Origin of the sequence: Riemerella columbina DSM 16469, assembly GCF_000374405.1 — a bacterium.
Taxonomy (GTDB): Bacteria; Bacteroidota; Bacteroidia; order Flavobacteriales; family Weeksellaceae; genus Riemerella; species Riemerella columbina.
In genome coordinates this window covers 41190-66586 of record NZ_KB894283.1, presented here as the reverse complement: position 1 = coordinate 66586, position 25397 = coordinate 41190, and the positions used below count along the sequence as shown (strand labels likewise).

The window sequence follows — 25397 nt, the reverse complement described above, 5'->3', positions numbered from 1 at the left end:
ATACTTTACAAATGAATATAGACATTATAGGTGGAGGAATTGGTGGTTTGACCACAGCAATTGCTTTAGATCAAAAAGGAATTGATTATAGAATTTTTGAACAAACAAAAACAATGAAGCCTGTTGGGGCAGGAATTATCCTTGCTAACAATGCGATGCAGGTTTATAATAACTTAGGAATCAAATATAAAATTGAACAAAAAGGGAATCCGATTTCTTTTCTAAAAATCACCAACTTAAATTTCAAACCGCTATCTATGGTAGATTTACGATATTTTGAAGCTAAGTATGGCGTTAAAAATATCGTGATTCATCGAGGCGATTTACAACAAATTTTACTTTCAGAAATAAAAGCTGAAAATCTATATCTTGACCATCATTTAAAGGCCATTAAAAGCAAAAATAAATCTTTTGAATTAGAATTTGAAAATGGAAACCGATTATCATCCGATATTATCATCGGTGCTGATGGTTTAAAATCAAAAGTTAGAGATTTGATATTTAAAGATGGTAAAATCCGGAATTCTCATCAAATTTGTTGGCGTGGCATTGCAGAATATCAACTTCCCAAGAAATTCCTAAATGAAGCAAATGAAATTTGGGGAAAAGGCGATCGATTCGGCTTTGTACAGCTGGACACTCATCGTGTATATTGGTATGCACTGAAATCTATCGATAGTAAAACCTCATATACTACGGACACTATTGAAGTACTTTTTAAAGATTACCCTTCAATGATTCAAGAACTATTAGCACTCACACCAAAAACAGCGATTCACTGTGATATAATACAAGATTTAAAGCCTATCCATAATTGGTATCGAGGAAACATCTGTTTACTCGGTGATGCTGCACACGCTACTACGCCCAATTTGGGACAAGGCGCTTGTCAAGCCATTGAAGATGCCTATATGCTTTCAAATTGTTTAGATGATTATAAATGTATTACAACCGCCTTTTCTGAATATGAACATAAAAGAATAACAAAGGCTCATCAGGTTGTAAAAATGAGTTGGACGATTGGAAAAATGGCTCATTGGAAAAATCCAATTGCCATATTACTAAGAAATTTCTTGATGCAAAAAACACCTAAATCCCTCAACAGAAAACAGTCTGAACGAATTTTTGAACTATGATTTTGTACTTAATTCTCTAGCCATTGAACCACAATTATAGAGAATAACCTGTTTTTGCGAATGGAGTGTTTCTTATCGTTTTGAAAAAGCATAAATACTTAAATCCACAAATGGATCTAAGAATAAAGAGCGAAGGAATAATCCAACGGTGATAATATCCTTCTTTTTTAGGATTGAATAATCGTTCTCCGTTTTCTTTGGTCGGTATAGATTGTGCAAAGCCTAATGTACCCCCAAATACCCGACTAAAATGAATGATGGCAAGTCCCATCAATATAAGGCTTAGTATTAGGGATAATATCATAGAATTTTATTTTTTATGAGTTTACCAAACAAAGATACGATTTCTATCAATGAGTTTGGAGTTTTTGTTGGTATTTGTTAAAAGGATGATTGAAAGTTATATAGTCCGCGCTAACGGACAATTGTGCGACACCACCGCGTGAGTACGGAGGGCATTGTTGAAGCTCTTCCGTGCTTTGCTTAAAAAAGCACGGAAAGCGACTGCCCGTAGACCGACGCTCTGCCTTTTCCTTAAAAAAAGGCAGAGGGGCACGCCCAAAAAATAAAATTCAAAAATTTAAGAATTAAAATTATAATACTGATGTTCAATGAAATAACTATTGCACACAAATATTTTCACTACTTTGTATTGCAAAATACTAATTTATTTTTATATCTTTGCAAAGTAAATGTTATAAAAACTTAACCTTATGAATATAGAAAACGCAAAAGCCCAGATGAGAAAAGGCATTTTGGAGTTCTGTATCTTAAGCCTCATCAGTAAAAAAGAAATGTATGTTTCTGACTTAATGACGGAACTAAAAGATGCCAACTTCGATGTGGTAGAAGGTACCCTCTACCCCCTACTCACAAGATTGAAAAATGGAAAATACCTATCCTACCGATGGGAAGAATCTACGGGAGGACCGCCCAGAAAGTATTATCAACTAACCGATAGTGGCACCCTATTTTTAGAAGAATTGCGTACCACTTGGCAAGATTTAATCCACTCTGTAAACCAAATCATAGATAAATCTTAAAAACAAAACACCATGAATAAGACTATTACCATCGCTCTCGCTGGATTTTCATTCACCATAGAAGAGCACGCCTATATAAAATTGAGCGATTACCTTGCAGCACTTAGAAACGCTCTGGAAGCAGACGAAGCCGAAGAAGTGATGTACGACATTGAAAGCAGAATGGTTGAACTCTTCAAAGAGTCTTTAGGCAAAAGAGAAGTCATCAACGATACCGATGTTGAACAGATGATTGCCCAAATCGGTAGACCCGAACAGATTGAAGAGCAAGAAGATGCTTATACTACTGAAAGACCACAACCGAACCATACTTTTAATAGAAATGAGAAACAACTCTTCCGCGACCCAGAACGCAAAAAGATTGCAGGGGTTTGTGCAGGATTAGCCTCGTATTTCGGTATGGATATGACCTTGATGCGCGTGATATGGGTTATTCTATTTTTAGTGTTAATTCCATTGCCTGGCTCACCCATGTTGATGGTATTACTCTATGCTATACTTTGGTTAATCTTGCCTAAAGCTATTACCGCCGCTGATTTCTTAAAAATGAGAGGGGAACCTCTAAATTTCGATAACTTAAAAAGTGAATCCAGCAAAATTGTAAAATTTGCCAACGATTCCTCTAAAAGAGTGACAGAACTCTATAATGATAACAGACCTGTAATACGAGAAGCAGGCAGTAGCATCGGCAATGCACTACGCTATATTTTAGGGGCTATTACAGGGATGATTGGTTTATCATTATTAGTCTCTGCATTTGTTGTACTAGGTTCTAGTGTGACGGGAGGACATTTCAAACTACCAGGCTTTTTAGGATTTCTACTATTTGAAGCACCCGAAAAGTATATTGTTATCGGATTAATATTCATTACTATTTTAATCCCTGCATTGATATTCCTTTTCTTAACCATCAAACTATTTTCACCTAAAACCAAACTTAAATATGTAAGTTATATTATTGGAGGGTTATCTTTACTTTGGATTATTCTGCTTTCGGTATTTGCATATTATGCTATTAGCTATGAAAATCTTTATACTGGAACCAATGAAGACAGCGAAAATATTGCCATCAATACCACTTCAGACAGCCTTTGGATTGGGACGAATAAAGTGGTGATTCCTCCAAACTTCCAAGCGAAATGGAATGATGTCTATACAGACGATAAAACCATATTTGAAAAAGACCGTCCTTATGTAGACATTACACAGAAAGACAGTTTGGATACCCCTTACCTTATTGTAAAGCGTGAAGCCTCTGGGTATAATCTACCTATTAAAATGACTGTTCCTATAAAAATAGAAGGTAACAAACTATTAGTACCTAATTATTATAACTATCCATACAGCGACCGTAAGCGTAATCATAATGTAGCCTATGAACTGGTAGTGCCAAAGCGTATGTCTATTTTTAAAGTAAAAGGGGACCCTATTTCTATGGACAATGTAAATCAAAATAATGATAGTGATGAAGACGATGAGGAGGATACAACGCAATCCGTAACCATTAATAGTAATGGAATTAAGATTAAATCAAAAGAAAGTTCTAAAACGAAAGCATCTTTCAACTTGAATGGTACTAAAATAGAAGTGAATTCAGATAGTGATTCTATTAAAATTAATGGCAAAATGTACGATGAAGATGAAGCCGAAAAAGTTTTAGATAAAATGAATTTAATTCCTAATGACTTAAAAGATATTGAAGACTTTATCATCAGTATCAAGAAAAGTAAAGGAAAATAATCAAATCATCCTGATTAAGAAATTTTTAGAAGGAAGCCGCCACTAAGCATTCCATATAAAAATACTATATTTGCAGATAGTCTAAGCATTTAGGCTATCTGTTTTTATTTAATACAAAAGACACATGAAAAAATTTTTCGCAAAATTAATCTTAAAAATTATTGGTTGGAAAGTCGTTTTAGATGGAGATGTAAACAACCTAGACCGCTGCATTTTAGTAGTAGCACCGCATACACACAATTCAGAATATATGCTGGGCAATTTAGCCTATTGGTCTTTGGATAAACCATTAAAAGTCATCATCAAAGACGCACATACCAAAGCTTGGTATGGCGGTGCCATCAAAGCGATGGGCGGTATTGGGATTGATAGAAGTCAGAAAAACGACTTAGTCAATTTCGTAACACAACAGTTTGAAAAAGAAAATTTTAGTTTAGTCATTACCCCAGAAGGCACCAGAAGCTGGGTTCCCAAATGGCGTAAAGGTTTCTACCATATGGCACTAAAAGCCAAAGTCCCTATTGTAATGGCAGCGGGTGATTTTGGTACTAAAACCATTTACTTAGGACGAAAAATTAGTGTAAAGCAAATCGAAACTTTAAAATATGAAGAGATTCTAAAAATCATCAGTGATTATTTTAAAGAACGAAATATCCAACCTAAAATTCCCGAAAATTGGAACCCAAATATTCAATAATAAATTATGACTGAGCAAAGACAACAAGATATTTTACAGTTCCTCAATAACTGGGGTGAACACCATATGGGAAAGCTATTGCATATTGAATTTACTGCGGTTTCAGACGATAGCCTAACTGCAACCATGCCCGTGACCTCAGATGTCCACCAACCATTTGGAATTTTACATGGTGGAGCAAGTTGTGTATTGGCGGAAACTTTGGGCTCATGCCTATCGAATATTAGCATCAATCAAGAAAAATATTACGCCGTAGGTACTAATATTAATTCTAACCACCTAAAATCTAAACGCGATGGCGTGGTCACAGGAACTGCCAAATTCATCCGAAAAGGTAAAACGGTGCATGTCTCTGAAATTGAAATAAAAGATGAAAATGGTGCACTCATTAACTTTACGACTATGACCAATCAAGTGATTGCAAAATAACCTATGGATTATATCGTTTATAAACTGCCCAACCATACACCTATCTATACTTTAGAACCTTCTGAAGACAAGGAAACCATTAGTTTTTTTAATTTTGATGGCGAAAAGAAAACAGGGTTTAAAGGTATACCTAAAGAAATTACTATTGAGCAACTTAAGAATCAAACTATTCCAACCGAAAGTTTAGAAACTCATAATTCTGAAGTTTTATTCGATAAGGCAAACTACATCGACACGATTAGAGAAGTGATGGATTTTATCAACGCTAAAGACATAAAAAAACTGGTTATTTCTAGGCAAAAATATTTTGAAGTTGAAGTCTCATCGCTTGATCTCATCGAGACTTTTTTAAAATTAAGTGAAGTTTATCCCAGTGCTTTTATCTATCTCTTTATAAAAGATACTGTTTGCTGGATAGGCGCTACACCAGAAATATTGGGTAAATACAATGCTGAAAACGAAGTGTTTGAAACAATGAGTTTAGCAGGTACACTACCCCTAGAACAAGAATGGAGCACCAAAGAAATAGAAGAACAAAAACCCGTCACCGAATATATCCAGCAGACTTTAGAACAAGTTGCCAGTTCAGTTTTGGTATCTGAAACCTATTCGACTACGAGTGGGAATATCAAGCACCTTAGAAACGATTTCAAAGCACAGCTTTCTGCCGACCAACTACCCTCTCTTATTAAAACTTTGCATCCCACGCCAGCGGTATGTGGAATTCCTAAAGTCTTATGCAAAGAAGCCATACAGCAGTTTGAACCTCATGAGCGTTCGCTTTATTCGGGGTATATTCAAATTCAGCATCATGACAAGCAATATTTTTTTGTCAATCTAAGATGTGCCGAAGTATTTCGTAACCGAATACTAGCCTATGTAGGTGGTGGCATTACGGCAATGAGCGACCCAGAAAAGGAATGGGTAGAAACAGAATTAAAATCTCAAGCGATTGGAAATCATTTAGTACTAAGATAGTCGTTTTTCAAAAGCCTGCCTGGGACTCCCTCTAAAATAGACCTTTCCACAATAGGTATAGCCTAATGTTTTGAAAATATGTAACATTGCCTCATTATCAAAATTAGTATCCACTTTTAGACTATCGATTTGCTGTTGTTTTGCCCAATCTTCTGCCCATAGCATCGCCTTTTTTGCTAAGCCCTGCCCTGCATAATTAGGATTAACAATTAATCGGTGTAGCACTACAAAGTCACCATCGCTTAGCCACTGTCCTTCAATATTTTGATAGGCTGGTTCATTATTTTTAATGAGTGCCATATAGGCAAGTAGCACCTCATTATCTTTTAAAACAAAACCACATTGATGATTAACATCTCGCTTTACCGTTTCCAAATTGGGATAGCCGTCTTGCCATTGATTACTGCGTTCGCGTCTTCTTTTTTCTATCCCAAGTTGCAAAAGTTGCCAAATCTCATCAATATCTTCTATGGTCGCTAAGTTAAAATTAACAGGGTTCATTGGGTTCGTTATTAGCATTTAAACCTATAATTTTTTGTCGTCGTACTTTATCGATGGATAAATTAAGCTCATTGCCAAATAGTATCAGTACAATATTTAGATTGACCCAAATCATTACTAAAATAATAGTGCCAATAGAGCCATACAACACATTATATTTCGCAAAATTAGTCGCATAGAAGACAAATCCATAGGTTGTGATGAGAAATAAAATCGTGGTAAATATAGCCCCTGGAATTGTAGATTTCCATGACTTAATTTTAACACAGCCAACCCAATAAAACAAAGTGAGTAGAATAAAATAAAACAACGGAAAAGATATAAACCCTATAATACTAGAAAGGTTTTTAACCAACCAGTTGATGTCGTATTGTGGGGTAAATAATTTCAGTACCACTTCCGAGTAATACACCCCAAAGATAGAAAATAAGATTAGAGCTATAAATGCTATGGTTACAAAAAAAGAAATAGTATATTCTCTAATAAACCCCCTTTTAGAATCGGTATTTTCGTTAAATCCATTAATGATAGAATAAGTACCATTCGTTGCAAAAACCAAAGCAAGCAATATCGTGAGTTTACTGATGCTCTTCATATTAGGAATTATACTCTCTTGTATATAGGTGGTCACATCATGCAGCATATGAGCGGGTAAAATATTTGGCATCAGCACCTCGAAAATATAGAATTGAAGCTTATCGTAATGCGGCATATAGGGCAATATTGATAGTAAAAACAGAATAAATGGAAATAAACTTAAAAAGAAACTCCAAGAAATACTAGCGGCTTGCTTTATCACTTGATTCTTAAATATACCTTGTCCGTAAATTTCAAACATTTTCCATAGCGATATCCCTAAAAATGGAATATGAACTCCATCTAAATAATCATGAATTTTTACAATAAACTTGGGTAATTTTTTAGGCATATCCTCTATATTTGCAGCACAAATATATTAAAAAAAATATATCTAAAACTTTTCATTCTATGCAGCTAAGGTTAATATGTATCGGAAAAACAGACCAAAAAGAAATCAAAAACTTAATCTCTTATTATCAAAAACGATTGCCTAAGCATTTCAATTTTGAACTTTTGGAACTTCCAGATGTTAAAACCTCTAAACACACCGCCCCAGAATTACAAAAAAAAGAGGAAGCTAAATTATTTTTCAATCATATAGAATCTGCCGATATGGTAATTCTTCTTGATGAAAAAGGCACGGTTTATACCAGCAGAGCCTTTGCAGCAAAACTCGACCAATGGATGCTCAATTCGGTTAAAAGAATCAACTTTCTAATCGGTGGTGCTTATGGGTTTTCCGAAGAAATTTACCAAAGAGCCAATGGGAAAATTTCATTATCTAAAATGACCTTTACCCACCAAATGGTAAGGCTTTTTTTTGTAGAACAACTCTACCGTGCCGACCAAATTTTGCAAGGTAAACCTTATCATAATGACTAAAAAAAATCCTCGCTATTGTGCGAGGATTTATATATTGAATGGTGATTATTTTTTCTTATAAGTTTTTGAATTTTTCTCAATATAATCTATAAAGGAATTAAATAAAGGATTAAAAGTATTTTGATCATTGACACCAGACCAAACAACATCAAAAAGTGTTTCTCCTACAAATAATTCATCAAAATTTTCTGGATTGATTAATTTTAGCTGTATTCTATTTTTCTTTTGTTCACTTTCATCAAACCTTAAATATAGGAATTTTTTATATTTTCTATAAATATTATTGATACCTATTTTACCCGAAGTATTGCCAACTTCGTCCTGCTTATTATCTCGAATAATATCTTTTTCTAACTCTTCAAAGGTTATTACTTTATCAAAGTAACCGATATTTTCAGCCATTCCTTTCATGAAACCACCACTGGGAACAACCAATAACGATTTGTTTGCATCCAAATCAAAAGGTATACTCGCAACGGTTTCCGCCTTTTTAGTGGAATCAAAATAACCGTTATCATTTTTCTCAGATACTTTCATTACAGTACAACTATTAGTCATAAAGCCTAAAGTTAATGCTAAGCATAATGGATAAATAATTTTCTTCATAATAATTTATTTAAAAATATTAATTTGTTCGTTTCTCTTTTAAAAATCTGATAAATACCAAACCTAAAGCAAAAAATACTACCATGGACAATGCTGCATAGCGCATGTTGTTAAAATGTTCTATTAAGGTTGCAAAAATAAAAGTCCCTAGTATGATAGCAATTTTCTCCAACACATCGTAAAAACTGAAATAAGTCGTATTTTCCATACCATCTTCAGGTAGTAGTTTAGAATATGTAGAACGAGACATGGCTTGTAAACCACCCATAACCAAACCTATGACCCCTGCAATAGCATAAAACTGATACTCCACATTAGGATTTTCTTTATTCAGAAAATAGGCAGAAACACACGCCAAAATCCATAAAATTACCGCGATAGAAATCACATTTTTATTACCGATTTTTCTGGAAAGTCTAGAGAAAAATACCGCCCCTACTACCGCTTCTATCTGAATAACTAATAAAGTAAGAATCAATTTATCTTGAGCTAGATTAATCTCGCTTTTCCCAAATAAAGTCGCCATGAGAAAAATAGTCTGCATCCCCACACTATAAAAGAAAAAACTCGCCAGAAAGTATTTTAAATTCGGTGTTTCAAATAATTTAGCCCCAACTTTATACAATTCTCTAAAGCTCTCTCGTACAATTTCCTTATAAAAGATGATATTTTCCTTTAATACATTAAGAAATCCCCCACTCTGCTTATGGTTTTTAAAGACATTTTTAAGGTTAAGTAATACCAAATCCTTCGGCAATTGGTCTTTTATAAATCCAAAAGTGGGCAAGTGTTTAAAGGTATAATACGAAAATCCAAACCACCAAGCTCCCGTTAATAGGAAACTTAAACGCGTCATCAGTAATGCCTGCTTTGGAGTTTGTGCCACAACTTGGATTAACACCAAACATATCACCACCAAAATCACAGAACCGATATATCCAAAGACATAGCCTTTTGCGGAAAGTGCATCTTGCTTGTCAGGCGTAGCAATGTCTGGTAAAAAAGAATTGTAAAATACCAAACTTCCCCAAAACCCAACACTCGCAGTAATACTAAATAAAAGTCCTAAAAATACCGTATTCATATTTACAAATAGTGCTAGCCCCATACAAGAAGTGGCACCAAGATAACAGAAAAACTGCAAAAATGATTTTTTATTTCCAATGGTATCGGCTAGGGAAGATAAAATGGGAGACAAAATCACTACAATTAAAAATGATATCGTCAGCGAATAGCCGTATACGGCATCAGGGTGGTATTGATTGCCAAAAATTTTAATGGTATTACGGACTGGAACTTTTATCCAATCGCCCGTTTTGGCTACATATTCATTCTTTTCGTAAGCCGTAGTAATAATGCTGTAATAAATTGGGAAAATCGTAGAGGTAATAACTAAAGAATAGACGGAATTAGCCCAATCGTAAACCGCCCAAGCTCGCATAATCTTAGGATTATTTTTGAGTTGAGACTGTGGTTTTGTTTTAGAAATATCAGACATGGTCTTTTAGATTTTATGGGACAAATATAAATAAACCATTAAGAATTTATACAATGATTTATAAATTATCTTAATGGTTTATCAATGTTCTGATTTATAGGGGATAAATTAGCACTTTTCAATCACAATAGCCGAAGCGCCACCGCCACCATTACAAATCGCTGCGGCACCTATTTTACCATTATTTTGTTTTAAAACATTAATTAATGTCACGATAATTCTAGCCCCTGAATTTCCAAGCGGATGCCCTAAAGCCACTGCACCACCATTAACATTAACCTTAGCATCATCTAAGCCTAAAATTTTATTATTGGCTAAACCTACCACAGAAAACGCTTCATTAAACTCGAAGAAATCTACATCCGATTGTGAAACCCCTGCTTTGGCTAATGCCTTAGGAAGTGCTTTCGCAGGTGCTGTTGTAAACCATTCTGGCTCTTGAGCGGCATCTGCGTAACCTAAAACTTTGGCTAAAGGCTTCAATCCTAGCTCTTCCATTTTTTCTTTAGACATCAATACCAAAGCCGATGCACCGTCATTAAGTGTAGAAGCATTGGCTGCCGTTACCGTACCATTATCTCTTTGGAATACCGTTGGTAAACTTCCTATTCTATCGAAATTAACATTTTTATATTCTTCGTCTTCAGAAAAGACAATAGGCTCACCTTTACGCTGAGGAATTTCTACGGGAACTATTTCCTCTTTAAACTTTCCTTCTTTCCAAGCCTTAGCTGCTCTTTTATAAGATTGTATTGCAAATTCGTCTTGTGCTTCTCTAGAAAATTGGTATTCCGCGGCACACTTTTCTGCACAAACACCCATATGCACTTTATTATAAACATCGGTTAAGCCGTCCAGCACCATTCCATCTTGCATTTTTACATCACCCAATTTCACCGATTTTCTAGCATGATAATAGTGTGGTACCGAGCTCATATTTTCCATTCCTCCTGCAACTACTACATCGGCATCACCACTTTTAATGGCTTGTGCCGCCATCATTACCGCTTTCATACCTGATGCACATACCTTATTAATAGTTGTACAAGGCACTTCTTTAGAAAGTCCCGCTCCTAAAGCCGCTTGTCTTGCAGGGGCTTGCCCCTCTCCAGCTTGTAGCACATTGCCCATATAGACCTCATCTACCGCTTTAGAATCTAGATTAATTTTTTCTAACGCGCCTTTAATCGCCGTAGCTCCCAGTTGAGTTGCTGGCACATTAGCCAAACTACCTAAAAAACTACCCATTGGTGTTCTTACTGCTGATACTATAAATACTTCTTTCATTTTTATTCTTTTATATTTAAAATTTTACTTTGCCAAAATACAAAAAATTTTAGACTTTAAAAACGATTATTTTAAGCCGAAAGCAGCGGGCGATAAGTGTAAAACAAAAGCACGATTAAAAAATAAGTATTATATTATATGGATATGAATACGAAAGTACGATATGAAATTAAAAAAGTAGTCGGTTATACTCTAAAAGCAATAAGCAAACTCAAAACTCAATAATAAAAAAAGCCACCTCAAAAAATGAGATGGCTTAAGTGAGCGCGCCAGGATTCGAACCTGGGACCGTCTGCTTAGAAGGCAGATGCTCTATCCAGCTGAGCTACGCACCCATTGCGTTGTAAAAAAATAGTCGGGGCGGCAGGATTCGAACCTGCGACCTCCTGGTCCCAAACCAGGCGCGATGACCGGACTACGCTACGCCCCGAATATTGTACTAGTTGCGGAGGGTATGGGATTCGAACCCATGCGACCCTTGCGAGTCGACAGTTTAGCAAACTGCTCCGTTAACCACTCCGGCAACCCTCCGATTATGTATGATTCAACTATCTTCTGTTCTGTAATTGCGAGTGCAAATATAGAATGTTTTTTTAAAAGTACCAAAAAAATATGTAAAAAAATATCATTATCTTTGACACCTTAATTTAAAAATTCAAATCATTTATGCGTAAGATATTATTTATCACAGGTTTAGGAATATTAAATATTTCATGTGGTTCACAAAAAAATGTGACACATCAAAATTCTCAACCTAAAAAAACAGTAGCTTCTACTCAAAAACCTAAACCTAGCACTCCAAAAATTAATCACCAAGGGAATTTAATCTTTTTCAAAGACAACATTGGTGACATTAATAAAAACGACAATACCACAAGTTATGGCTCCGTTGTTTCCGCAAACCCTAAAGGCTATAAAATTTCCTATGAACATTTTCCATCAGTAGCCCAAAACTTTAGACAGCGCTATTTAATCCTTCATTATACCGCCATAGACAACGAAGTTTCCGTAAGAGCCTTAACACAAAAAAATGTAAGCGCCCATTATTTAGTGAGCGACATCAACGACCACGAGATTTGGCAATTGGTAGACGAAAATAAAAGAGCCTACCATTCTGGCATCAGTTATTGGCGTAATACAACGGGGATGAATGATAATTCTATCGGGATAGAAATCGTAAATAAAGGTTTTATAAAAAATGCTAATGGCGAAAGACAATTTTTCCCATTTCCAGAGCATCAATTTAGAAAAGTAGCCGCTTTGGCGAAAGACATTGTAGAACGCTATAACATTCCGCCAACTAATGTTTTAGGACATTCTGATGTAGCGCCTATTAGAAAGCAAGACCCAGGTCCATTATTTCCTTGGAAAAGACTCTACAATGAGTATCATATTGGGATGTGGTACGATGAGCCTACGAAACAAAATTTTTATGCTACGGCAACGGGTGAGGTAGATTTTAATTATAATGCAGCCCCATTCATATTTAAAGTTCAGAATGCGTTTAAAAATTTCGGCTATGATATTAATACCACAGGAGTTTGGGACGACCAAACCTCAAAGGTTATAGAAGCGTTCCAATACCATTTTAGACCCGAAATACACAATGGTATTTTAGATGCTGAAACTTGGGCTATTTTGCAAGCATTACTAGTAAAATACCCTAGATAATAACCGACATAAAAACCCCTCCGAGTTGCAATAATTTGGAGGGGTAATTTTTTTATAAAACCAATACTTATCTGGCAATATTGACTGCTCTGGTTTCTCTGATTACGGTAATCTTTACTTGACCAGGATATGTCAATTCATTTTGGATTTTTTCAGAAATATCGTAAGACAATTGGGCAGCTACATTATCATTCACCTTGCCACTTTCTACCATTACCCTAAGTTCTCTACCCGCTTGAATGGCGTACGCACTAGACACGCCATCAAAACTTAATGCCGCCGCTTCTAAATCTTTTAATCTTTGGATATAAGATTCTAGCACTTGGCGTCTTGCCCCTGGTCTTGCCCCCGAAATACCATCTGCAACTTGAATAATTGGAGATAATAGCGAAGTCATTTCTATTTCATCGTGGTGTGCACCAATTGCATTAACCACTTCTGGATTTTCTCCAAATTTCTCCGCCCATTGCATTCCTAAAAGTGCGTGAGGAAGTTCTGATTCTTGCTCTGGAACTTTCCCAATATCGTGTAACAAACCAGCACGCTTAGCTAGTTTAACATTTAAACCTAATTCTGCTGCCATAGTGGCTGCAATATTCGCTACCTCTCTAGAGTGTTGCAATAAGTTTTGTCCGTAAGACGAACGGTATTTCATACGCCCAACGATTTTCACCAATTCTGGGTGTAATCCATGAATTCCTAAATCTATAATGGTGCGTTTACCAACCTCAATTATTTCTTCTTCAATTTGTTTTCGGGTTTTATCTACCACTTCTTCAATTCTCGCAGGGTGGATTCTACCATCGGTAACCAAACGGTGCAACGATAATCTTGCAATTTCTCTTCTTACAGGGTCAAAACAAGACAATAAAATCGCCTCTGGGGTATCATCTACAATAATTTCCACACCAGTAGCCGCTTCTATCGCACGGATATTTCTACCTTCTCTACCGATAATTCTACCCTTCACATCATCGGATTCTATATTAAATACCGATACCGAGTTTTCAATCGCCTGCTCTGTTCCTATTCTTTGGATGGTTTGAATCACAATTTTTTTAGCTTCGGTTTTTGCATTCAGATGTGCCTCCTCCATAATGTTTTGAACATAAGCCTGCGCTTTAGTCTTAGCCTCTGCTTTCATAGTTTCCACCAATTCCTCTTTGGCTTCCTCTGCAGAGTACCCCGAAACTTTTTCTAATAAATCTACTTTTTTAGCAATTGTAGCAGCGAGTTCGGCTTGTTTTCTATCGATTTGTTCTTCTTTTCTAGAAAGGTCGTTGAGTTTTTTATCGAGTTCTTTCTCTAGTTTTCCCGTTTTGCTAAGTTCATCATTCAGTTTATGTTCTTTGTCCTTAATCCTTTTTTCAGCGTCTTGCATTTTCTTTTCGCGTTGCTGAATATGGGCATCATGTTCAGATTTAAGCTCTAAAAAACGCTCTTTGGCTTGGATGTTTTTTTCTTTTTTAATACTCTCGGCTTGAACATTCGCTTTTTCTAAAATATTTTCCGCGTTCTTTTTAGCATCTTCAATAATGAATTTTGCTTTTGAGTTGAGGGAACTTTTAGAGAACAGCATGCTGACGATAGCACCAACCACCAATCCTACTAAGATTCCTATAATTACAGATGTTGTCATTTTATATATACTTTATTTTATATTATTCACAAAAAAACCTACAATCATTCTATATGATTAAAGAGTAAACTCCTAATCAACACGATTTGAGCTAAGTTCTTCTGTCTGTAATCCGCAAAATACGGCACGCCATTCAGAAAGCATTTACTCGGTAATTTTATCAGCGTTGAGTTTACCTTAATGTGTTAGAACAATTGTAGGTCGAAGGTAAGATATCGATTATATCTTTATCGTTTTATTCATCCAAAACCTGATGCAATGCATCAATTTTCTTCTGAACATATTCTAAATTTTTGTCTCCATTCAGCTTTGCCAATTGGGCGTTAGTCCCTAATTTAAGGGCACACATTGCCAAAACATCTTGTTTATCTTTTATCGCATAGTTGGCTTCAAAATCTTTAATCATCGCTTCTATCTCCTTCCCTACTTTCCGCAAAGTTTCTTCTTCTTCGGAAGGCACATTTAATGGATATCTACGACCAGCAATGGTAATATTGATTCTTCGCATTTCCATTATAAATTACTATTTTGAAGTTGTGCTATGCAAGCGTCAATCTCTTTAATCAAACGGTTGATATGATTTTTCATCAAACGATTGTAATTGGGATTTCCCGATATTGCAGAGACTAATTTTATATCTTTATATTCTTCAATTAATTCCTGATGAGCCTTTTTTTCTTCATCTAACTTCTGCTTCAATAGGCTGTGGCTCTCTAAAAGTTGATCATAATCCGATTTAAGTTGCTGATAGTCATGTTTTAACTGAACTACCTTTTGCTCTAAATCTGAAAAACGATGGTCTAAGTCTTTTAGCATTTCAGGGGTTGTTCTAACCTTGATACAAAAGTATGAAAAATTATTTGGTTGCTAAAGTGTTTTTATTATTTATTTAAAATCGAAAACTTAACCCTTAGATAATGAACGGGAAGATTTTATTTTAACAAATATTTAACCTTTACATCGGATTTTTGGAATTAAAATTGCAACATTGAAATCAATTAACTTAAAACAATAAACTATTATGAGTAATTTAAACGATGCTGAAAAAGCAGTAAATAAAGCAGAAAACAAAATTGAAGAAGTTGCGAACGATGTAAAATGTAAAACTAATAAATATGCAAATGATGTAAAAGAATACATCCGAGAGCAAAAAGAAAAAAATGAAGAACCAACTGAAGAAGGATTCTTCGAAAGAATGAAAGATAAAATGGCAGACGCTTGGGAAGATACCAAAGATGCCGTATCAGACGCTTGGGAAAAAACAAAAGATTTTTCTGAAGATGTAAAAGCAGAAATCAGAAAAGCCACAAACTAAGACTAAGTATAAGTTTTTCTTCATATAATAAAAGGGTTAGAAATTAATTTCTAACTCTTTTTTGTTTGATGGTGGATTTTTATTACATTTGTTTAAAATATAAAATTATGTCAAACGGATTATTAAAAGGAAAAAAAGGAATTATATTTGGTGCGCTAAATGAGCAATCTATCGCTTGGAAAGTGGCTGAGCGTTGCCACGAAGAAGGCGCAGAGTTTATTCTATCCAATGCCCCTATCGCTATGAGAATGGGCGAACTCAACGCGCTGGCAGAAAAAACTGGCTCTGAAGTAGTAGGTGCCGATGCCACTTCTATGGATGATCTAGAAAAACTATTTGATATTGCGATAGAAAAATTTGGAAAACTAGACTTTATCCTACACTCTATCGGAATGTCTGTTAATTTAAGAAAAGGAAAAGCCTATACGGATATCAACTATAATTTTCTTGAAAAAGGTTGGGATGTATCTGCCGTATCGTTCCACAAAGTTATGAAAACCGCTTGGGATAAGGATTGTATGAACGAATGGGGCTCTATCCTTGCACTGACCTATATTGCCGCACAAAGAACATTCCCAGACTATAATGATATGGCAGATAATAAATCTTACCTTGAAAGTATTGCCAGAAGTTTTGGATACTACTGGGGTGAAAGAAAAGTAAGGGTCAATACCATTTCTCAATCGCCAACACCTACAACTGCGGGTAGCGGTGTGAAAGGTTTTGGTGGCTTCTTAGGCTATGCTGAAGACATGTCACCACTAGGTAATGCAACCGCTCTTGAGTGTGCTAACTATTGTGTGGCCATGTTCTCTGACCTTACACGAAAAGTAACAATGCAAAACCTCTTCCACGATGGTGGGTTTAGCAATACAGGGGTTTCCCAGAAAGTAGTGGACAAATACGATACTGAAAAATAATCACAAAACAATACAAAAAACCGAAAGCATCTAATACTTTCGGTTTTTTTATTAATTTTCTAACCAATCTTGTTCTATAAAGATATTTTTTAGATTTAAAATTTAATTTTTTCTTCTTTTCTATTCTTCTTAACATCTCATCTGAAGAAATCTCTCGTCCATTTTGTTGGAATTTCACATAGCCACCGGCACTTGAATTAGAATTTAAAAGCATTCTTAATGACTTTACTGGGTCTTTGCGGTATTCTCTAAAAAGTTTCACAAATTGTGTTCTATTAACGGAAACCTCTTTATTATTCAATAGGTCTGGTAACACTCCTTTAATTGGTTCTGTAGCTTTTAATTCAAAGTTGAAATCATTTTTTGAATCCTGCATTTTTACAATAAGTCCTGGTAAACCATGAAATTTGGACCATCTGGAATAGGTATATCCGTAGTAAACCAAGCCGTCCATTGTCTTCCAGCAAAATTAGTTGTTGCCTTCTGCGCTTCCCATTCACCAACTTTTGTTTTATCAGGCAATATAGTCCACTCCATAGTTCTATCCTCTAAGACTTTATAAGCATCTGAACCCAGTTTATCATGATAAAACACTTTATAATCTGGATAGATTTTCTCTACCATATAAGAAATATTACCACCTTCAACATTAGGCTTTTTTAAATTCACCGATGAAATTTTAGCATTACCACTTATACCTTGCAATTGTTTTTTGATATCGGCACGCATGGTAGAATCTATTTGGTATTTTAATATAGGAATAAAATTTTGAACCTTCAGGCGTAACATCTAAATTCATCAATTCTGTTTTCACCTCATCTCTTTTTGTAGAATCGGTTACATAACTAAACTCATAGATAAATTTCTGATTTTGTGCATTGAATATGCTAAAAAACCCTACTAAAAATAATGTTATAATGTTTTTCATAATTAATTTATTTTGTGAAAATCCAAACCTCCTTATTCTTTTTAGATTGTTTTATATTAATTTTTTTGAGTGTATTTTTATCTAAAGCAAAAGCCTCTAAATCCTCCACCTTTTTTCCATTAACATACAATTGTACTTTTCCACCATCTTTAGCATTCAGTAAGGTAATATCCATATACTTAGGATTCGCTTTTAATTGGTCAGAAGAAATTTCTATCAATTTTAAACCTTTTTTAACCTTTTTAGAATTTAATATAACTTCGGCTTCTTTTGCCGCTCTCTCAGCCTCTTTGGAAGCGTTAGTAGCTTTAATAGCAACTTTTTCAGCTTTCGCAGCAGCTTTTATAGATTCTTCAGCTATCTTCTCTGCTTCTGCCGCAATCTTTTCAATTTCAGCCATCTCAACCTCCGAAAAATTTTCGTTTAACTCTTTAACTCTTTGCTTTAATTCTAAAGGACGATTTTTCAATTCTTGCTGTCTTTGGAACAATTCTTTTGCTCTTTGCTTTTCACGCTGAGCCAGTTCTTTTTCTCTTTTCTCTTGCTCCACTTTTCTCATGGCATTACGAACTTCATCTTTTCTTTGATAATAGGCATTTATAAGTTCATAAGCCGTCTCAATTTCTTTAGTAGCCGTTGTATATTGAGGTGAATTATAGATTGCATCTACTTTTTGATATAGCTTGGCTAATTCGTTACCTTTTTCTATAAAAGCATTTGAATCCCTACCTTTAGTATTTTCAATTGTCAATAGTTCCGCTCTCTTATCCTCTATTTTTTGACGAAGTTTAGAGATTTTTTTGTATTCTTGATTTATCGTGCTTCGATGTTGATCTATAATATCATGCTGTTGCTCTATGGCATCGCTAATATCTTGAATAGAATTAAGACGAATGGTATCCTCGGCACTTACAGCTTCATCAACTATGGCATTGAGTTCTTTAATCTCATTATTTTGAGTATTCACTGCATATGCAAAAGTCAATATAAACACCATTGGTAATGCCGCCACTTTTCTTAAATACGCAAATTTGGTATGCGATTTTTTGAGCATCATCAATCGCTTTTTAATATCCGAAGAAAATAACGGATTGGCTAAAACCGATGGATTGGTAGAAAAATGACTAGTCAATAACATCTCTGCAAACAATCTAGTATCGGTATTTTGCACCGACTGCTTATCCGCCAAATACTCATGAATCAGATAAAGTTCTTTCTTCAGAAAATAAAAAATAGGATTAAACCAAAACACCGCCTGCACCAATGACAATAAGAATTTATCCAAAGAGTGCCTCTGGGTAATATGCACCATTTCATGCTTAAGTATTTGCCTGCCCACATCCGAATTTAATGCAATCGATTCTTTCCAAAATAGATTTTTGAAATAAGAAAATGGTGCCGTAGACAAATCTGTTTGGTAAAATTGAACCCCCTCCAAATCTTGTTTAGGGTACTGTTGCTTTAACTGATACACCTTAAAAATCCCTATTCCCATCTTAGCCAAATGATATAAAGCTATCAAAGCCATAACGCTAAACAAAATCGCAAGGTAATCCACGCCACCATGCTCTGAACTTGCACTCGCCGTTTGAGTATTATAACTCAATAAGGTATATAATTTAGGATGGACTTTTATCGTAAAATACTTCACTTTTATCAACGGCAATAGTAAACTTATTACCACCGTAGCCAATAGATAAAAGCGATTGTAATGATGAAAAGTTTTATCCTTTAAGAATACCAGATAATAGCCATACATCAGCCCCGAGCCAACTATTACCTTTACGATATAGAACAGCGCCTCCATGACTAATCATTTTTAAGTTCTTTTAGTAATAATTCTAAATCGTCTACGGACATTTGATTTTCTTCTACCAAGAACGATACCGCTTCTTTATATGACCCGCCGAAATACTTGTTTACTAAACCACCTAAAGAATTTTTACTATAATCCTTTTGAGAAACTAATGGATAATACTCGTGCTGCCTACCAAACACTTGATAATTCACAAATTTTTTCTCTTTTAAAACTTTAAGGATGGTCGCTACCGTATTGCTATGCGGTTTAGGCTCTGGATATTGTTCTAGAATATCCTTTAGAAAACCCTTGTCAATATTCCAAAGGTAGCGCATTACTTGTTCTTCCGCTTTTGTAAGTTGTAATTTTCTCATAACGACTATTTATTTAGTTTTTACAAATATAGGGTAATTTTCTAATAATACAACTACCAAAATAGTTTTTTATCACAAATAATAATTTATTTAACTGATTATCAATGTTAAAAAATATATACAAAAATTTTTAGGTGAATAAATTTGCTATTTAAAAATATCGCCGTATATTTGCACCACAATATCGCGGGGTAGAGCAGTAGGTAGCTCGTCGGGCTCATAACCCGGAGGTCGCACGTTCGAGTCGTGTCCCCGCTACTAAAGCACTAATGCAGTAAGTTAAAGCTTGCTGCATTTTTTATTTTATTTTTGATACTATAACTTTAAAATTAAAATACCAAACTGTAGCATCTCAAAAACCACCACAAAAATTTTTATCTTAGATAAGGTTTCCTTAAATTTGTGGGTTATTGTATTTATAGACTTTTTAGTACCAATTTTATGAGCGACGCATTGCAACAGGTAAACTATTCAGAAGACAACATTAGAACTTTAGATTGGCAAGAACATATCCGCCTAAGACCAGGGATGTACATTGGTAAACTAGGCGATGGCTCTTCTGCTGATGATGGTATCTATATTTTATTAAAAGAAATTCTAGATAACTCCATCGACGAATTCCGAATGAAAGCCGGTAAGCGCATCGAAATTAAAATAGACGATAAAAAAGTAATCGTTCGCGATTATGGTCGTGGGATTCCTTTGGGTAAAGTGGTAGATGCCGTTTCCAAAATGAATACGGGAGGAAAGTACGATAGCAAAGCCTTTAAAAAATCGGTGGGACTTAATGGTGTAGGTACTAAAGCCGTTAATGCCTTATCAGAATACTTTAAGGTAAAATCCGTCCGCGATAATCAAGCTAAAATTGCTGAATTTAGACGAGGTAACATTACCGAAAATTTTCCCGAACAACAAGATTCTGGTAGAAATGGTACAGAAATTACCTTTGTGCCAGACCAAGATATATTCTTAAACTTCAAGTTCAGAAAAGAATACATCGAGCGTATGTTGAGAAACTACGCCTACCTTAACCCCGGACTTAAAATCATTTTTAATGGTGAAACCTTCTATTCCGAAAATGGACTAAAAGACCTTTTGGAAGAAGAGATGGAAAACGAAGTCCTCTACCCTATTATCCATCTAAGAGGGGATGATATAGAGGTGGCCATTACCCATTCGGATAAGTCCCAAACGGAAACTTATTTTTCATTCGTTAATGGGCAAAACACCACCCAAGGGGGAACGCACCTCAACGCATTTAGAGAAGCCTATGTAAAAACTGTTAGAGAATTTTTTAACAAAAACTTTGATGCTTCGGACATTAGGAAATCCATTACCGCTGCTATATCCATCAGCGTAGAAGAACCTGTTTTTGAATCTCAAACTAAAACCAAACTCGGGTCTAACGATATTGGACCTAATGGACCCACGGTAAGAACTTTTGTTATCGATTTTCTTAAAACTAAACTCGATAATTTCCTCCATAAAAATCCTGAGGTGGCAGAAGCTCTACATAAAAAAATTCTCGTTTCCGAAAAGGAAAGGAAAGAGTTATCAGGTATTCAAAAATTGGCTAGAGAGCGGGCTAAAAAGGTATCACTACACAATAAAAAACTCCGCGACTGCCGTCAACACTATAACGAACAAAAAGCCGAGCGCAAATCGGAAACGCAAATTTTCATTACTGAGGGAGATTCCGCATCTGGGTCTATTACCAAGTCGAGAGATGTGGAAACGCAAGCCGTATTTTCATTAAAAGGGAAACCCCTAAATTGCTATGGTTTGACCAAAAAAGTGGTGTACGAAAATGAAGAGTTCAACTTGCTACAAGCGGCACTAAATATTGAGGATAGTTTGGAAGATTTAAGGTACAACCAAGTCATCATCGCTACCGATGCCGATGTAGACGGTATGCACATTCGACTATTGATGATTACTTTTTTTCTACAATTCTTTCCAGATTTAATTAAAAATGGACATTTATATATTCTGCAAACGCCTTTGTTTAGGGTAAGAAATAAAAAAGAAACCCGCTACTGCTATACCGATGAAGAACGACTCAGCGCTTTAGCAGAATTGGGTAAAAATCCAGAAATAACACGATTTAAAGGGTTAGGGGAAATTTCGCCTGACGAGTTTAAACATTTCATTGGTAAAGATATAAGATTAGAGCCAGTGGTAGTAGGTAAAGACCAAACCATTGCTGAGATTTTAGAATTTTATATGGGTAAAAACACCCCTGACCGCCAGCAGTTTATCCTTGAAAACCTAGTTGTAGAGGACGCTGATTTAATACCTGAAAAATAAATTATTATGAGGCTCAGTAACAAAAAAAACATCCCTATTTATCAATTTATCTTTACTTTTATTAATGTATGGTTACTGATTGGCATATTTGCTTATATCTTAAAATTCAATGACATTAATATTTTTAAACCTTTGATTGATAGATTATTGTTATTTCCACCCATCGTATTGCATCTAATATTTTACCTTAGAGGTAAGCAAGTGTTCGAATACGATAGCGATGGCGAAACGCTTAATTTTTATAATCGAAGTATTGTTCCCATTCTATTCAAAGATGCTAAAGATGAATTTCCAAAATACAAACTGCTATCCTACGAAATTGTAAATACAATTTTATTCAAAAAACTGTATATTAAAATTTCAAGTAAAAAAAGTAACAAAACGATTTTAAAATACGATATTTCTTATCTTGGAAAAAAAGAGATTAGAGATTTAAAGATTTCTTTAAACAAAGTAATCAAACAGAATAAAGAAACAGCCTCAATAAAAGAACAACGCACCCTATGACAGAAGAACAACACATGCCGGAAGGTGAAAGCCTAAAGAAAGTTTCAGGTTTATATAGAGATTGGTTTTTGGATTATGCCTCTTATGTAATTCTCGATCGTGCCATTCCCTCAATTTTTGATGGATTTAAACCTGTACAAAGGCGTATTATGCACTCGATGCGAGAATTAGAAGATGGACGCTACAACAAAGTTGCCAATATCGTGGGAAATACTATGAAATACCACCCCCATGGTGATGCATCCATTACCGATGCTATGGTTCAGATTGGTCAAAAGGATTTATTAATAGACACTCAGGGGAACTGGGGCAATATTTACACTGGCGATTCTGCTGCTGCCGCGAGATATATTGAGGCAAGACTCACCCCTTTTGCATTAGAGGTGGTTTTTAATCCTAAAACAACCCACTGGACTAAATCTTACGACGGTAGAAATAATGAGCCCGTAGACTTACCCGTAAAATTTCCTTTACTTTTAGCCCAAGGCGTTGAGGGAATTGGTGTGGGCTTATCTACTAAGGTAATGCCACACAACTTTAATGAACTCATTGATGCGTCGATTGTCTATCTTAAAGGTAAAAAGTTTCAAATATTTCCCGATTTTGCAACGGGTGGTATGCTAGATGTTACCAACTACAACGACGGTGAAAGAGGGGGTAGATTAAGGGCGAGAGCCAGAATTATTCAAAAAGATAAACATACCCTTTGCATTACAGAATTACCCTATTCCAAAACGACAAGCGACCTGATTGATAGCATTCTAAAGGCGAATGATAAAGGTAAAATTAAAATCAAAAAAATAGAGGATAATACTTCGGATGAAGTAGAAATCAATATTCATCTTAACAACGATGTTTCGCCAGACAAGATGATTGATGCCCTCTATGCCTTTACCGATTGTGAAATCTCTCTATCGCCGAACGCATGTGTTATTGTGGGCGATAAACCGATGTTTCTTAGCGTTTCTGATATTCTTAAACAAAATACCGACCATACCGTATCGCTCCTAAAAAGAGAATTAGAAATTGAGTTAGGCGAACTTGAAGACAAATGGCATTTTGCTTCATTAGAAAAAATCTTTATCGAAAATGAAATCTATCAAGAAATTAAAGGTAAAGATTCTAAAGAGGCCGTGTATGAAGCCATTGACAAAGCCTTAAAACCTTTTACTAAAAACCTTATGAGAGAGGTAAAAGTAGAAGATATCATCCGACTTACGGAGTTGCCTTTCATGCGTATTTCTAGATATGATAGAGATAAAGCATTGGAAAACATTACCGCTTTAGAAGGCAAAATGGAGCAAGTAAAACACCATTTAGAACATTTGGTAGACTATGCTGTAGCCTATTTCCAAGGCATTAAAAAGAAATACGGCAATGGTAGAGAACGCCGCACCGAACTTAGAGTATTCGACACCATTGATGCAACGAAAGTCGCCGTAGCCAATGAAAAATTCTATGTGAATAGAACCGAAGGTTTCATTGGAACTTCATTGAAGAAAAATGAGTATGTTTTCGATTGTTCGGATATTGACGACATCATTATCTTTAGAAAAGATGGCGTAATGCAAGTGACCAAAGTGGATTCCAAAACCTTTGTGGGTAAGGATATCATCCATGTAGGCATATTTAAGAAAGGTGACAAACGCACAGTCTATAATATGATTTATAGACAAGGCAAAACGGGACCTTACTATATGAAACGATTCTCGGTAACTTCTATAACCAGAAATACTGAATATCCATTAGCCTCTGACAAAAAAGGCTCAGAAGTGCTTTATTTTTCTGCCAATCCTAATGGCGAAGCAGAAGTCGTGAGCGTACTATTAAAACCGAATGCCCGAATCCGTAAACATAAAATCGAAATTGATTTTGCAGATTTAGCCATTAAAGGAAGAAATTCCAGAGGTAATCTGGTAACAAAATACGCCGTAAAAAAAGTTGATTTAAAAGAAGAAGGTGTTTCTACCCTTGCACCGAGGAAGATTTGGTTTGATGAAACCGTACGCCGCCTTAATGCTGAAGCGCGTGGCACCTTGCTTGGAAGTTTTAAAGGCGACGATAAAATATTGACAATCAACACCCAAGGTGAAGCTAAGCTAATGACCTTTGATTTGATGAATCGCTTTGATGATGAGTATCTGGTCTTAGAAAAATGGCGTCCAGAGCAACCCGTTGCCTGTATTTATTATGATGGCGAAAAAGATATCTATTATATCAAACGATTTTTGCTAGATAACCACACTAATCCACAACATTTTATGCCGAGTGAGCATCCAAAATCGTTTATAGAATTTGTAGGCACACGAGATGGCTGTACCGCCGAGATTGTATTTTCCAAAAAAGATAAAGACAACGAAGTAGTCGATATTGACGAATTCATCTCCGTGAAAGGCATTAAAGCGATGGGGAATCAATTCATTAAAGATAAGGTGAAAAGCATCAATATTACCATTCCAGAAATTATTGAAGAAGAGGAAGAAGAACAGCCTGAACCTCTAGATGATGATGAAATTCCAGAAGAGGGCATCATTGGCAATCTTTTTGAAGGGTAAACCCGAA

General features: G+C 35.4%; 26 protein-coding genes and 4 tRNA genes. 14 read left to right on the top strand and 16 right to left on the bottom strand.

Annotation, left to right across the window (positions count from 1 at the left end):
• Nucleotides 1–11: 11 nt before the first annotated feature.
• On the top strand, nt 12–1136 hold the full coding sequence (locus tag C237_RS0112435; RefSeq protein ID WP_018676780.1) for an FAD-dependent monooxygenase: 1125 nt from the start codon (nt 12–14) through the stop codon (nt 1134–1136).
• Nucleotides 1137–1170: 34 nt separating this feature from the next.
• On the opposite strand, the gene C237_RS13535 is transcribed toward C237_RS0112435, so the two are convergent.
• Complete coding sequence (locus C237_RS13535; RefSeq protein WP_018676779.1) at nt 1171–1440, bottom strand: hypothetical protein; 270 nt, start codon at nt 1438–1440, stop codon at nt 1171–1173.
• 409 nt (nt 1441–1849) lie between these two features.
• Here C237_RS13535 and C237_RS0112425 point away from each other — a divergent pair, with 409 nt between their 5' ends.
• The 5 genes from C237_RS0112425 (at nt 1850) to C237_RS0112405 (ending at nt 6023) form a co-directional block, all read left to right on the top strand.
• Nucleotides 1850–2179 carry a PadR family transcriptional regulator gene (locus tag C237_RS0112425; RefSeq protein ID WP_018676778.1) on the top strand — a complete coding sequence of 110 codons (330 nt, stop codon included), beginning with the start codon at nt 1850–1852 and terminating at the stop codon, nt 2177–2179.
• 12 nt (nt 2180–2191) lie between these two features.
• Nucleotides 2192–3919: a PspC domain-containing protein gene (locus C237_RS0112420; protein WP_018676777.1), complete on the top strand. Its 1728-nt coding sequence runs from the start codon at nt 2192–2194 to the stop codon at nt 3917–3919.
• A 124-nt stretch (nt 3920–4043) separates the two neighbouring features.
• Complete coding sequence (locus tag C237_RS0112415) at nt 4044–4616, top strand: 1-acyl-sn-glycerol-3-phosphate acyltransferase (protein ID WP_018676776.1); 573 nt, start codon at nt 4044–4046, stop codon at nt 4614–4616.
• Nucleotides 4617–4622: 6 nt separating this feature from the next.
• A complete protein-coding gene (locus tag C237_RS0112410; protein WP_018676775.1) occupies nt 4623–5045 on the top strand; it encodes a PaaI family thioesterase in 423 nt (140 codons plus the stop codon).
• A 3-nt stretch (nt 5046–5048) separates the two neighbouring features.
• On the top strand, nt 5049–6023 hold the full coding sequence (locus tag C237_RS0112405; protein WP_018676774.1) for a chorismate-binding protein: 975 nt from the start codon (nt 5049–5051) through the stop codon (nt 6021–6023).
• Here the strand turns inward: C237_RS0112405 and C237_RS0112400 are convergent.
• Both C237_RS0112400 and C237_RS0112395 read right to left on the bottom strand, forming a co-directional pair.
• Nucleotides 6015–6542, bottom strand: coding sequence for a GNAT family N-acetyltransferase (locus C237_RS0112400; protein ID WP_425413733.1), 528 nt, complete (start codon nt 6540–6542; stop codon nt 6015–6017). The genes C237_RS0112405 and C237_RS0112400 overlap by 9 nt on opposite strands.
• Nucleotides 6511–7452, bottom strand: a complete 942-nt coding sequence (locus C237_RS0112395; RefSeq protein ID WP_018676772.1) for a YihY/virulence factor BrkB family protein — start codon at nt 7450–7452, stop codon at nt 6511–6513. Before C237_RS0112395 ends, C237_RS0112400 begins: the two co-directional genes overlap by 32 nt.
• A gap of 59 nt (nt 7453–7511) precedes the next feature.
• On the opposite strand from C237_RS0112395, the gene C237_RS0112390 reads away from it, so the two are divergent.
• A complete protein-coding gene (locus C237_RS0112390; protein WP_026315693.1) occupies nt 7512–7985 on the top strand; it encodes a 23S rRNA (pseudouridine(1915)-N(3))-methyltransferase RlmH in 474 nt (157 codons plus the stop codon).
• 45 nt (nt 7986–8030) lie between these two features.
• Here C237_RS0112390 and C237_RS0112385 read toward each other — a convergent pair whose 3' ends face one another.
• The 6 genes from C237_RS0112385 to C237_RS0112360 all read right to left on the bottom strand — a co-directional run bounded on the left by C237_RS0112385 (nt 8031) and on the right by C237_RS0112360 (nt 11907).
• A complete protein-coding gene (locus C237_RS0112385; protein WP_033399036.1) occupies nt 8031–8591 on the bottom strand; it encodes a hypothetical protein in 561 nt (186 codons plus the stop codon).
• Between the two features lie 19 nt (nt 8592–8610).
• The gene (locus C237_RS0112380) at nt 8611–10089 is read right to left on the bottom strand and encodes an MFS transporter (protein ID WP_018676769.1); all 1479 of its coding nucleotides are present in this window, start codon (nt 10087–10089) and stop codon (nt 8611–8613) included.
• A gap of 108 nt (nt 10090–10197) precedes the next feature.
• The gene (locus C237_RS0112375; RefSeq protein WP_018676768.1) at nt 10198–11376 is read right to left on the bottom strand and encodes an acetyl-CoA C-acyltransferase; all 1179 of its coding nucleotides are present in this window, start codon (nt 11374–11376) and stop codon (nt 10198–10200) included.
• A gap of 261 nt (nt 11377–11637) precedes the next feature.
• Nucleotides 11638–11711 (bottom strand) — tRNA-Arg (locus tag C237_RS0112370).
• A 20-nt stretch (nt 11712–11731) separates the two neighbouring features.
• Nucleotides 11732–11806: transfer RNA gene (locus C237_RS0112365), tRNA-Pro, on the bottom strand.
• Between the two features lie 16 nt (nt 11807–11822).
• Nucleotides 11823–11907 (bottom strand) — tRNA-Ser (locus C237_RS0112360).
• Nucleotides 11908–12042: 135 nt separating this feature from the next.
• Here C237_RS0112360 and C237_RS0112355 point away from each other — a divergent pair.
• The gene (locus tag C237_RS0112355; protein ID WP_018676767.1) at nt 12043–13047 is read left to right on the top strand and encodes an N-acetylmuramoyl-L-alanine amidase; all 1005 of its coding nucleotides are present in this window, start codon (nt 12043–12045) and stop codon (nt 13045–13047) included.
• 67 nt (nt 13048–13114) lie between these two features.
• Here C237_RS0112355 and rny read toward each other — a convergent pair whose 3' ends face one another.
• The 3 genes from rny to C237_RS0112340 form a co-directional block, all read right to left on the bottom strand.
• Nucleotides 13115–14686 (bottom strand): ribonuclease Y, encoded by a 1572-nt coding sequence (rny, locus tag C237_RS0112350; RefSeq protein WP_018676766.1) that lies wholly within the window; start codon nt 14684–14686, stop codon nt 13115–13117.
• A 235-nt stretch (nt 14687–14921) separates the two neighbouring features.
• A complete protein-coding gene (locus tag C237_RS0112345) occupies nt 14922–15200 on the bottom strand; it encodes a cell division protein ZapA (protein WP_018676765.1) in 279 nt (92 codons plus the stop codon).
• The gene (locus C237_RS0112340; protein ID WP_018676764.1) at nt 15200–15502 is read right to left on the bottom strand and encodes a hypothetical protein; all 303 of its coding nucleotides are present in this window, start codon (nt 15500–15502) and stop codon (nt 15200–15202) included. The genes C237_RS0112345 and C237_RS0112340 overlap by 1 nt, the downstream gene beginning before the upstream one ends.
• A 205-nt stretch (nt 15503–15707) precedes the next feature.
• On the opposite strand from C237_RS0112340, the gene C237_RS0112335 reads away from it, so the two are divergent.
• Nucleotides 15708–16001 (top strand): hypothetical protein, encoded by a 294-nt coding sequence (locus tag C237_RS0112335; RefSeq protein WP_018676763.1) that lies wholly within the window; start codon nt 15708–15710, stop codon nt 15999–16001.
• A 107-nt stretch (nt 16002–16108) separates the two neighbouring features.
• The gene (locus tag C237_RS0112330; RefSeq protein WP_026315692.1) at nt 16109–16921 is read left to right on the top strand and encodes an enoyl-ACP reductase FabI; all 813 of its coding nucleotides are present in this window, start codon (nt 16109–16111) and stop codon (nt 16919–16921) included.
• Here the strand turns inward: C237_RS0112330 and C237_RS14080 are convergent.
• The 4 genes from C237_RS14080 to C237_RS0112305 all read right to left on the bottom strand — a co-directional run bounded on the left by C237_RS14080 (nt 16866) and on the right by C237_RS0112305 (nt 20021).
• Nucleotides 16866–17297 carry a hypothetical protein gene (locus C237_RS14080; RefSeq protein WP_026315691.1) on the bottom strand — a complete coding sequence of 144 codons (432 nt, stop codon included), beginning with the start codon at nt 17295–17297 and terminating at the stop codon, nt 16866–16868. The two genes, C237_RS0112330 and C237_RS14080, sit on opposite strands and share 56 nt — an antisense overlap.
• 2 nt (nt 17298–17299) lie before the next feature.
• Nucleotides 17300–17710 carry a GLPGLI family protein gene (locus tag C237_RS14075; protein ID WP_051081523.1) on the bottom strand — a complete coding sequence of 137 codons (411 nt, stop codon included), beginning with the start codon at nt 17708–17710 and terminating at the stop codon, nt 17300–17302.
• 146 nt (nt 17711–17856) lie between these two features.
• Nucleotides 17857–19656 carry a M56 family metallopeptidase gene (locus C237_RS14070; protein WP_018676761.1) on the bottom strand — a complete coding sequence of 600 codons (1800 nt, stop codon included), beginning with the start codon at nt 19654–19656 and terminating at the stop codon, nt 17857–17859.
• Nucleotides 19657–19658: 2 nt separating this feature from the next.
• Nucleotides 19659–20021 (bottom strand): BlaI/MecI/CopY family transcriptional regulator, encoded by a 363-nt coding sequence (locus C237_RS0112305; protein WP_018676760.1) that lies wholly within the window; start codon nt 20019–20021, stop codon nt 19659–19661.
• Nucleotides 20022–20206: 185 nt separating this feature from the next.
• Between C237_RS0112305 and C237_RS0112300 the strand changes: the two genes are divergently transcribed.
• The 4 genes from C237_RS0112300 (at nt 20207) to C237_RS0112285 (ending at nt 25390) form a co-directional block, all read left to right on the top strand.
• A tRNA-Met gene (locus tag C237_RS0112300) sits at nt 20207–20279 on the top strand.
• A 183-nt stretch (nt 20280–20462) separates the two neighbouring features.
• Entirely contained in the window at nt 20463–22328 is a 1866-nt protein-coding gene (locus tag C237_RS0112295) for a DNA topoisomerase IV subunit B (RefSeq protein ID WP_018676759.1), read from the top strand.
• A 6-nt stretch (nt 22329–22334) separates the two neighbouring features.
• Nucleotides 22335–22835, top strand: a complete 501-nt coding sequence (locus C237_RS0112290; RefSeq protein ID WP_018676758.1) for a hypothetical protein — start codon at nt 22335–22337, stop codon at nt 22833–22835.
• Nucleotides 22832–25390 (top strand): DNA gyrase/topoisomerase IV subunit A, encoded by a 2559-nt coding sequence (locus tag C237_RS0112285; RefSeq protein ID WP_018676757.1) that lies wholly within the window; start codon nt 22832–22834, stop codon nt 25388–25390. The genes C237_RS0112290 and C237_RS0112285 overlap by 4 nt, the downstream gene beginning before the upstream one ends.
• Nucleotides 25391–25397: the final 7 nt, after the last annotated feature.

Bases quoted from the DNA above. Each gene is read 5' to 3' on its own strand.
- C237_RS0112415 (WP_018676776.1), top strand. From the start codon at position 4,044: ATGAAAAAATTTTTCGCAAAATTAATCTTAAAAATTATTGGTTGGAAA.
- C237_RS0112420 (WP_018676777.1), top strand. From the start codon at position 2,192: ATGAATAAGACTATTACCATCGCTCTCGCTGGATTTTCATTCACCATA.
- rny (WP_018676766.1), bottom strand. From the start codon at position 14,686: ATGACAACATCTGTAATTATAGGAATCTTAGTAGGATTGGTGGTTGGT.
- C237_RS0112335 (WP_018676763.1), top strand. From the start codon at position 15,708: ATGAGTAATTTAAACGATGCTGAAAAAGCAGTAAATAAAGCAGAAAAC.
- C237_RS0112380 (WP_018676769.1), bottom strand. From the start codon at position 10,089: ATGTCTGATATTTCTAAAACAAAACCACAGTCTCAACTCAAAAATAAT.
- C237_RS0112345 (WP_018676765.1), bottom strand. From the start codon at position 15,200: ATGGAAATGCGAAGAATCAATATTACCATTGCTGGTCGTAGATATCCA.
- C237_RS0112435 (WP_018676780.1), top strand. From the start codon at position 12: ATGAATATAGACATTATAGGTGGAGGAATTGGTGGTTTGACCACAGCA.
- C237_RS0112390 (WP_026315693.1), top strand. From the start codon at position 7,512: ATGCAGCTAAGGTTAATATGTATCGGAAAAACAGACCAAAAAGAAATC.
- C237_RS0112285 (WP_018676757.1), top strand. From the start codon at position 22,832: ATGACAGAAGAACAACACATGCCGGAAGGTGAAAGCCTAAAGAAAGTT.
- C237_RS0112425 (WP_018676778.1), top strand. From the start codon at position 1,850: ATGAATATAGAAAACGCAAAAGCCCAGATGAGAAAAGGCATTTTGGAG.
- C237_RS0112395 (WP_018676772.1), bottom strand. From the start codon at position 7,452: ATGCCTAAAAAATTACCCAAGTTTATTGTAAAAATTCATGATTATTTA.
- C237_RS0112295 (WP_018676759.1), top strand. From the start codon at position 20,463: ATGAGCGACGCATTGCAACAGGTAAACTATTCAGAAGACAACATTAGA.
- C237_RS0112290 (WP_018676758.1), top strand. From the start codon at position 22,335: ATGAGGCTCAGTAACAAAAAAAACATCCCTATTTATCAATTTATCTTT.
- C237_RS0112355 (WP_018676767.1), top strand. From the start codon at position 12,043: ATGCGTAAGATATTATTTATCACAGGTTTAGGAATATTAAATATTTCA.
- C237_RS0112405 (WP_018676774.1), top strand. From the start codon at position 5,049: ATGGATTATATCGTTTATAAACTGCCCAACCATACACCTATCTATACT.
- C237_RS0112305 (WP_018676760.1), bottom strand. From the start codon at position 20,021: ATGAGAAAATTACAACTTACAAAAGCGGAAGAACAAGTAATGCGCTAC.
- C237_RS14070 (WP_018676761.1), bottom strand. From the start codon at position 19,656: ATGGAGGCGCTGTTCTATATCGTAAAGGTAATAGTTGGCTCGGGGCTG.
- C237_RS0112385 (WP_033399036.1), bottom strand. From the start codon at position 8,591: ATGAAGAAAATTATTTATCCATTATGCTTAGCATTAACTTTAGGCTTT.
- C237_RS0112410 (WP_018676775.1), top strand. From the start codon at position 4,623: ATGACTGAGCAAAGACAACAAGATATTTTACAGTTCCTCAATAACTGG.
- C237_RS14075 (WP_051081523.1), bottom strand. From the start codon at position 17,710: ATGTTACGCCTGAAGGTTCAAAATTTTATTCCTATATTAAAATACCAA.
- C237_RS13535 (WP_018676779.1), bottom strand. From the start codon at position 1,440: ATGATATTATCCCTAATACTAAGCCTTATATTGATGGGACTTGCCATC.
- C237_RS14080 (WP_026315691.1), bottom strand. From the start codon at position 17,297: ATGCAGGATTCAAAAAATGATTTCAACTTTGAATTAAAAGCTACAGAA.
- C237_RS0112375 (WP_018676768.1), bottom strand. From the start codon at position 11,376: ATGAAAGAAGTATTTATAGTATCAGCAGTAAGAACACCAATGGGTAGT.
- C237_RS0112330 (WP_026315692.1), top strand. From the start codon at position 16,109: ATGTCAAACGGATTATTAAAAGGAAAAAAAGGAATTATATTTGGTGCG.
- C237_RS0112340 (WP_018676764.1), bottom strand. From the start codon at position 15,502: ATGCTAAAAGACTTAGACCATCGTTTTTCAGATTTAGAGCAAAAGGTA.
- C237_RS0112400 (WP_425413733.1), bottom strand. From the start codon at position 6,542: ATGCTAATAACGAACCCAATGAACCCTGTTAATTTTAACTTAGCGACC.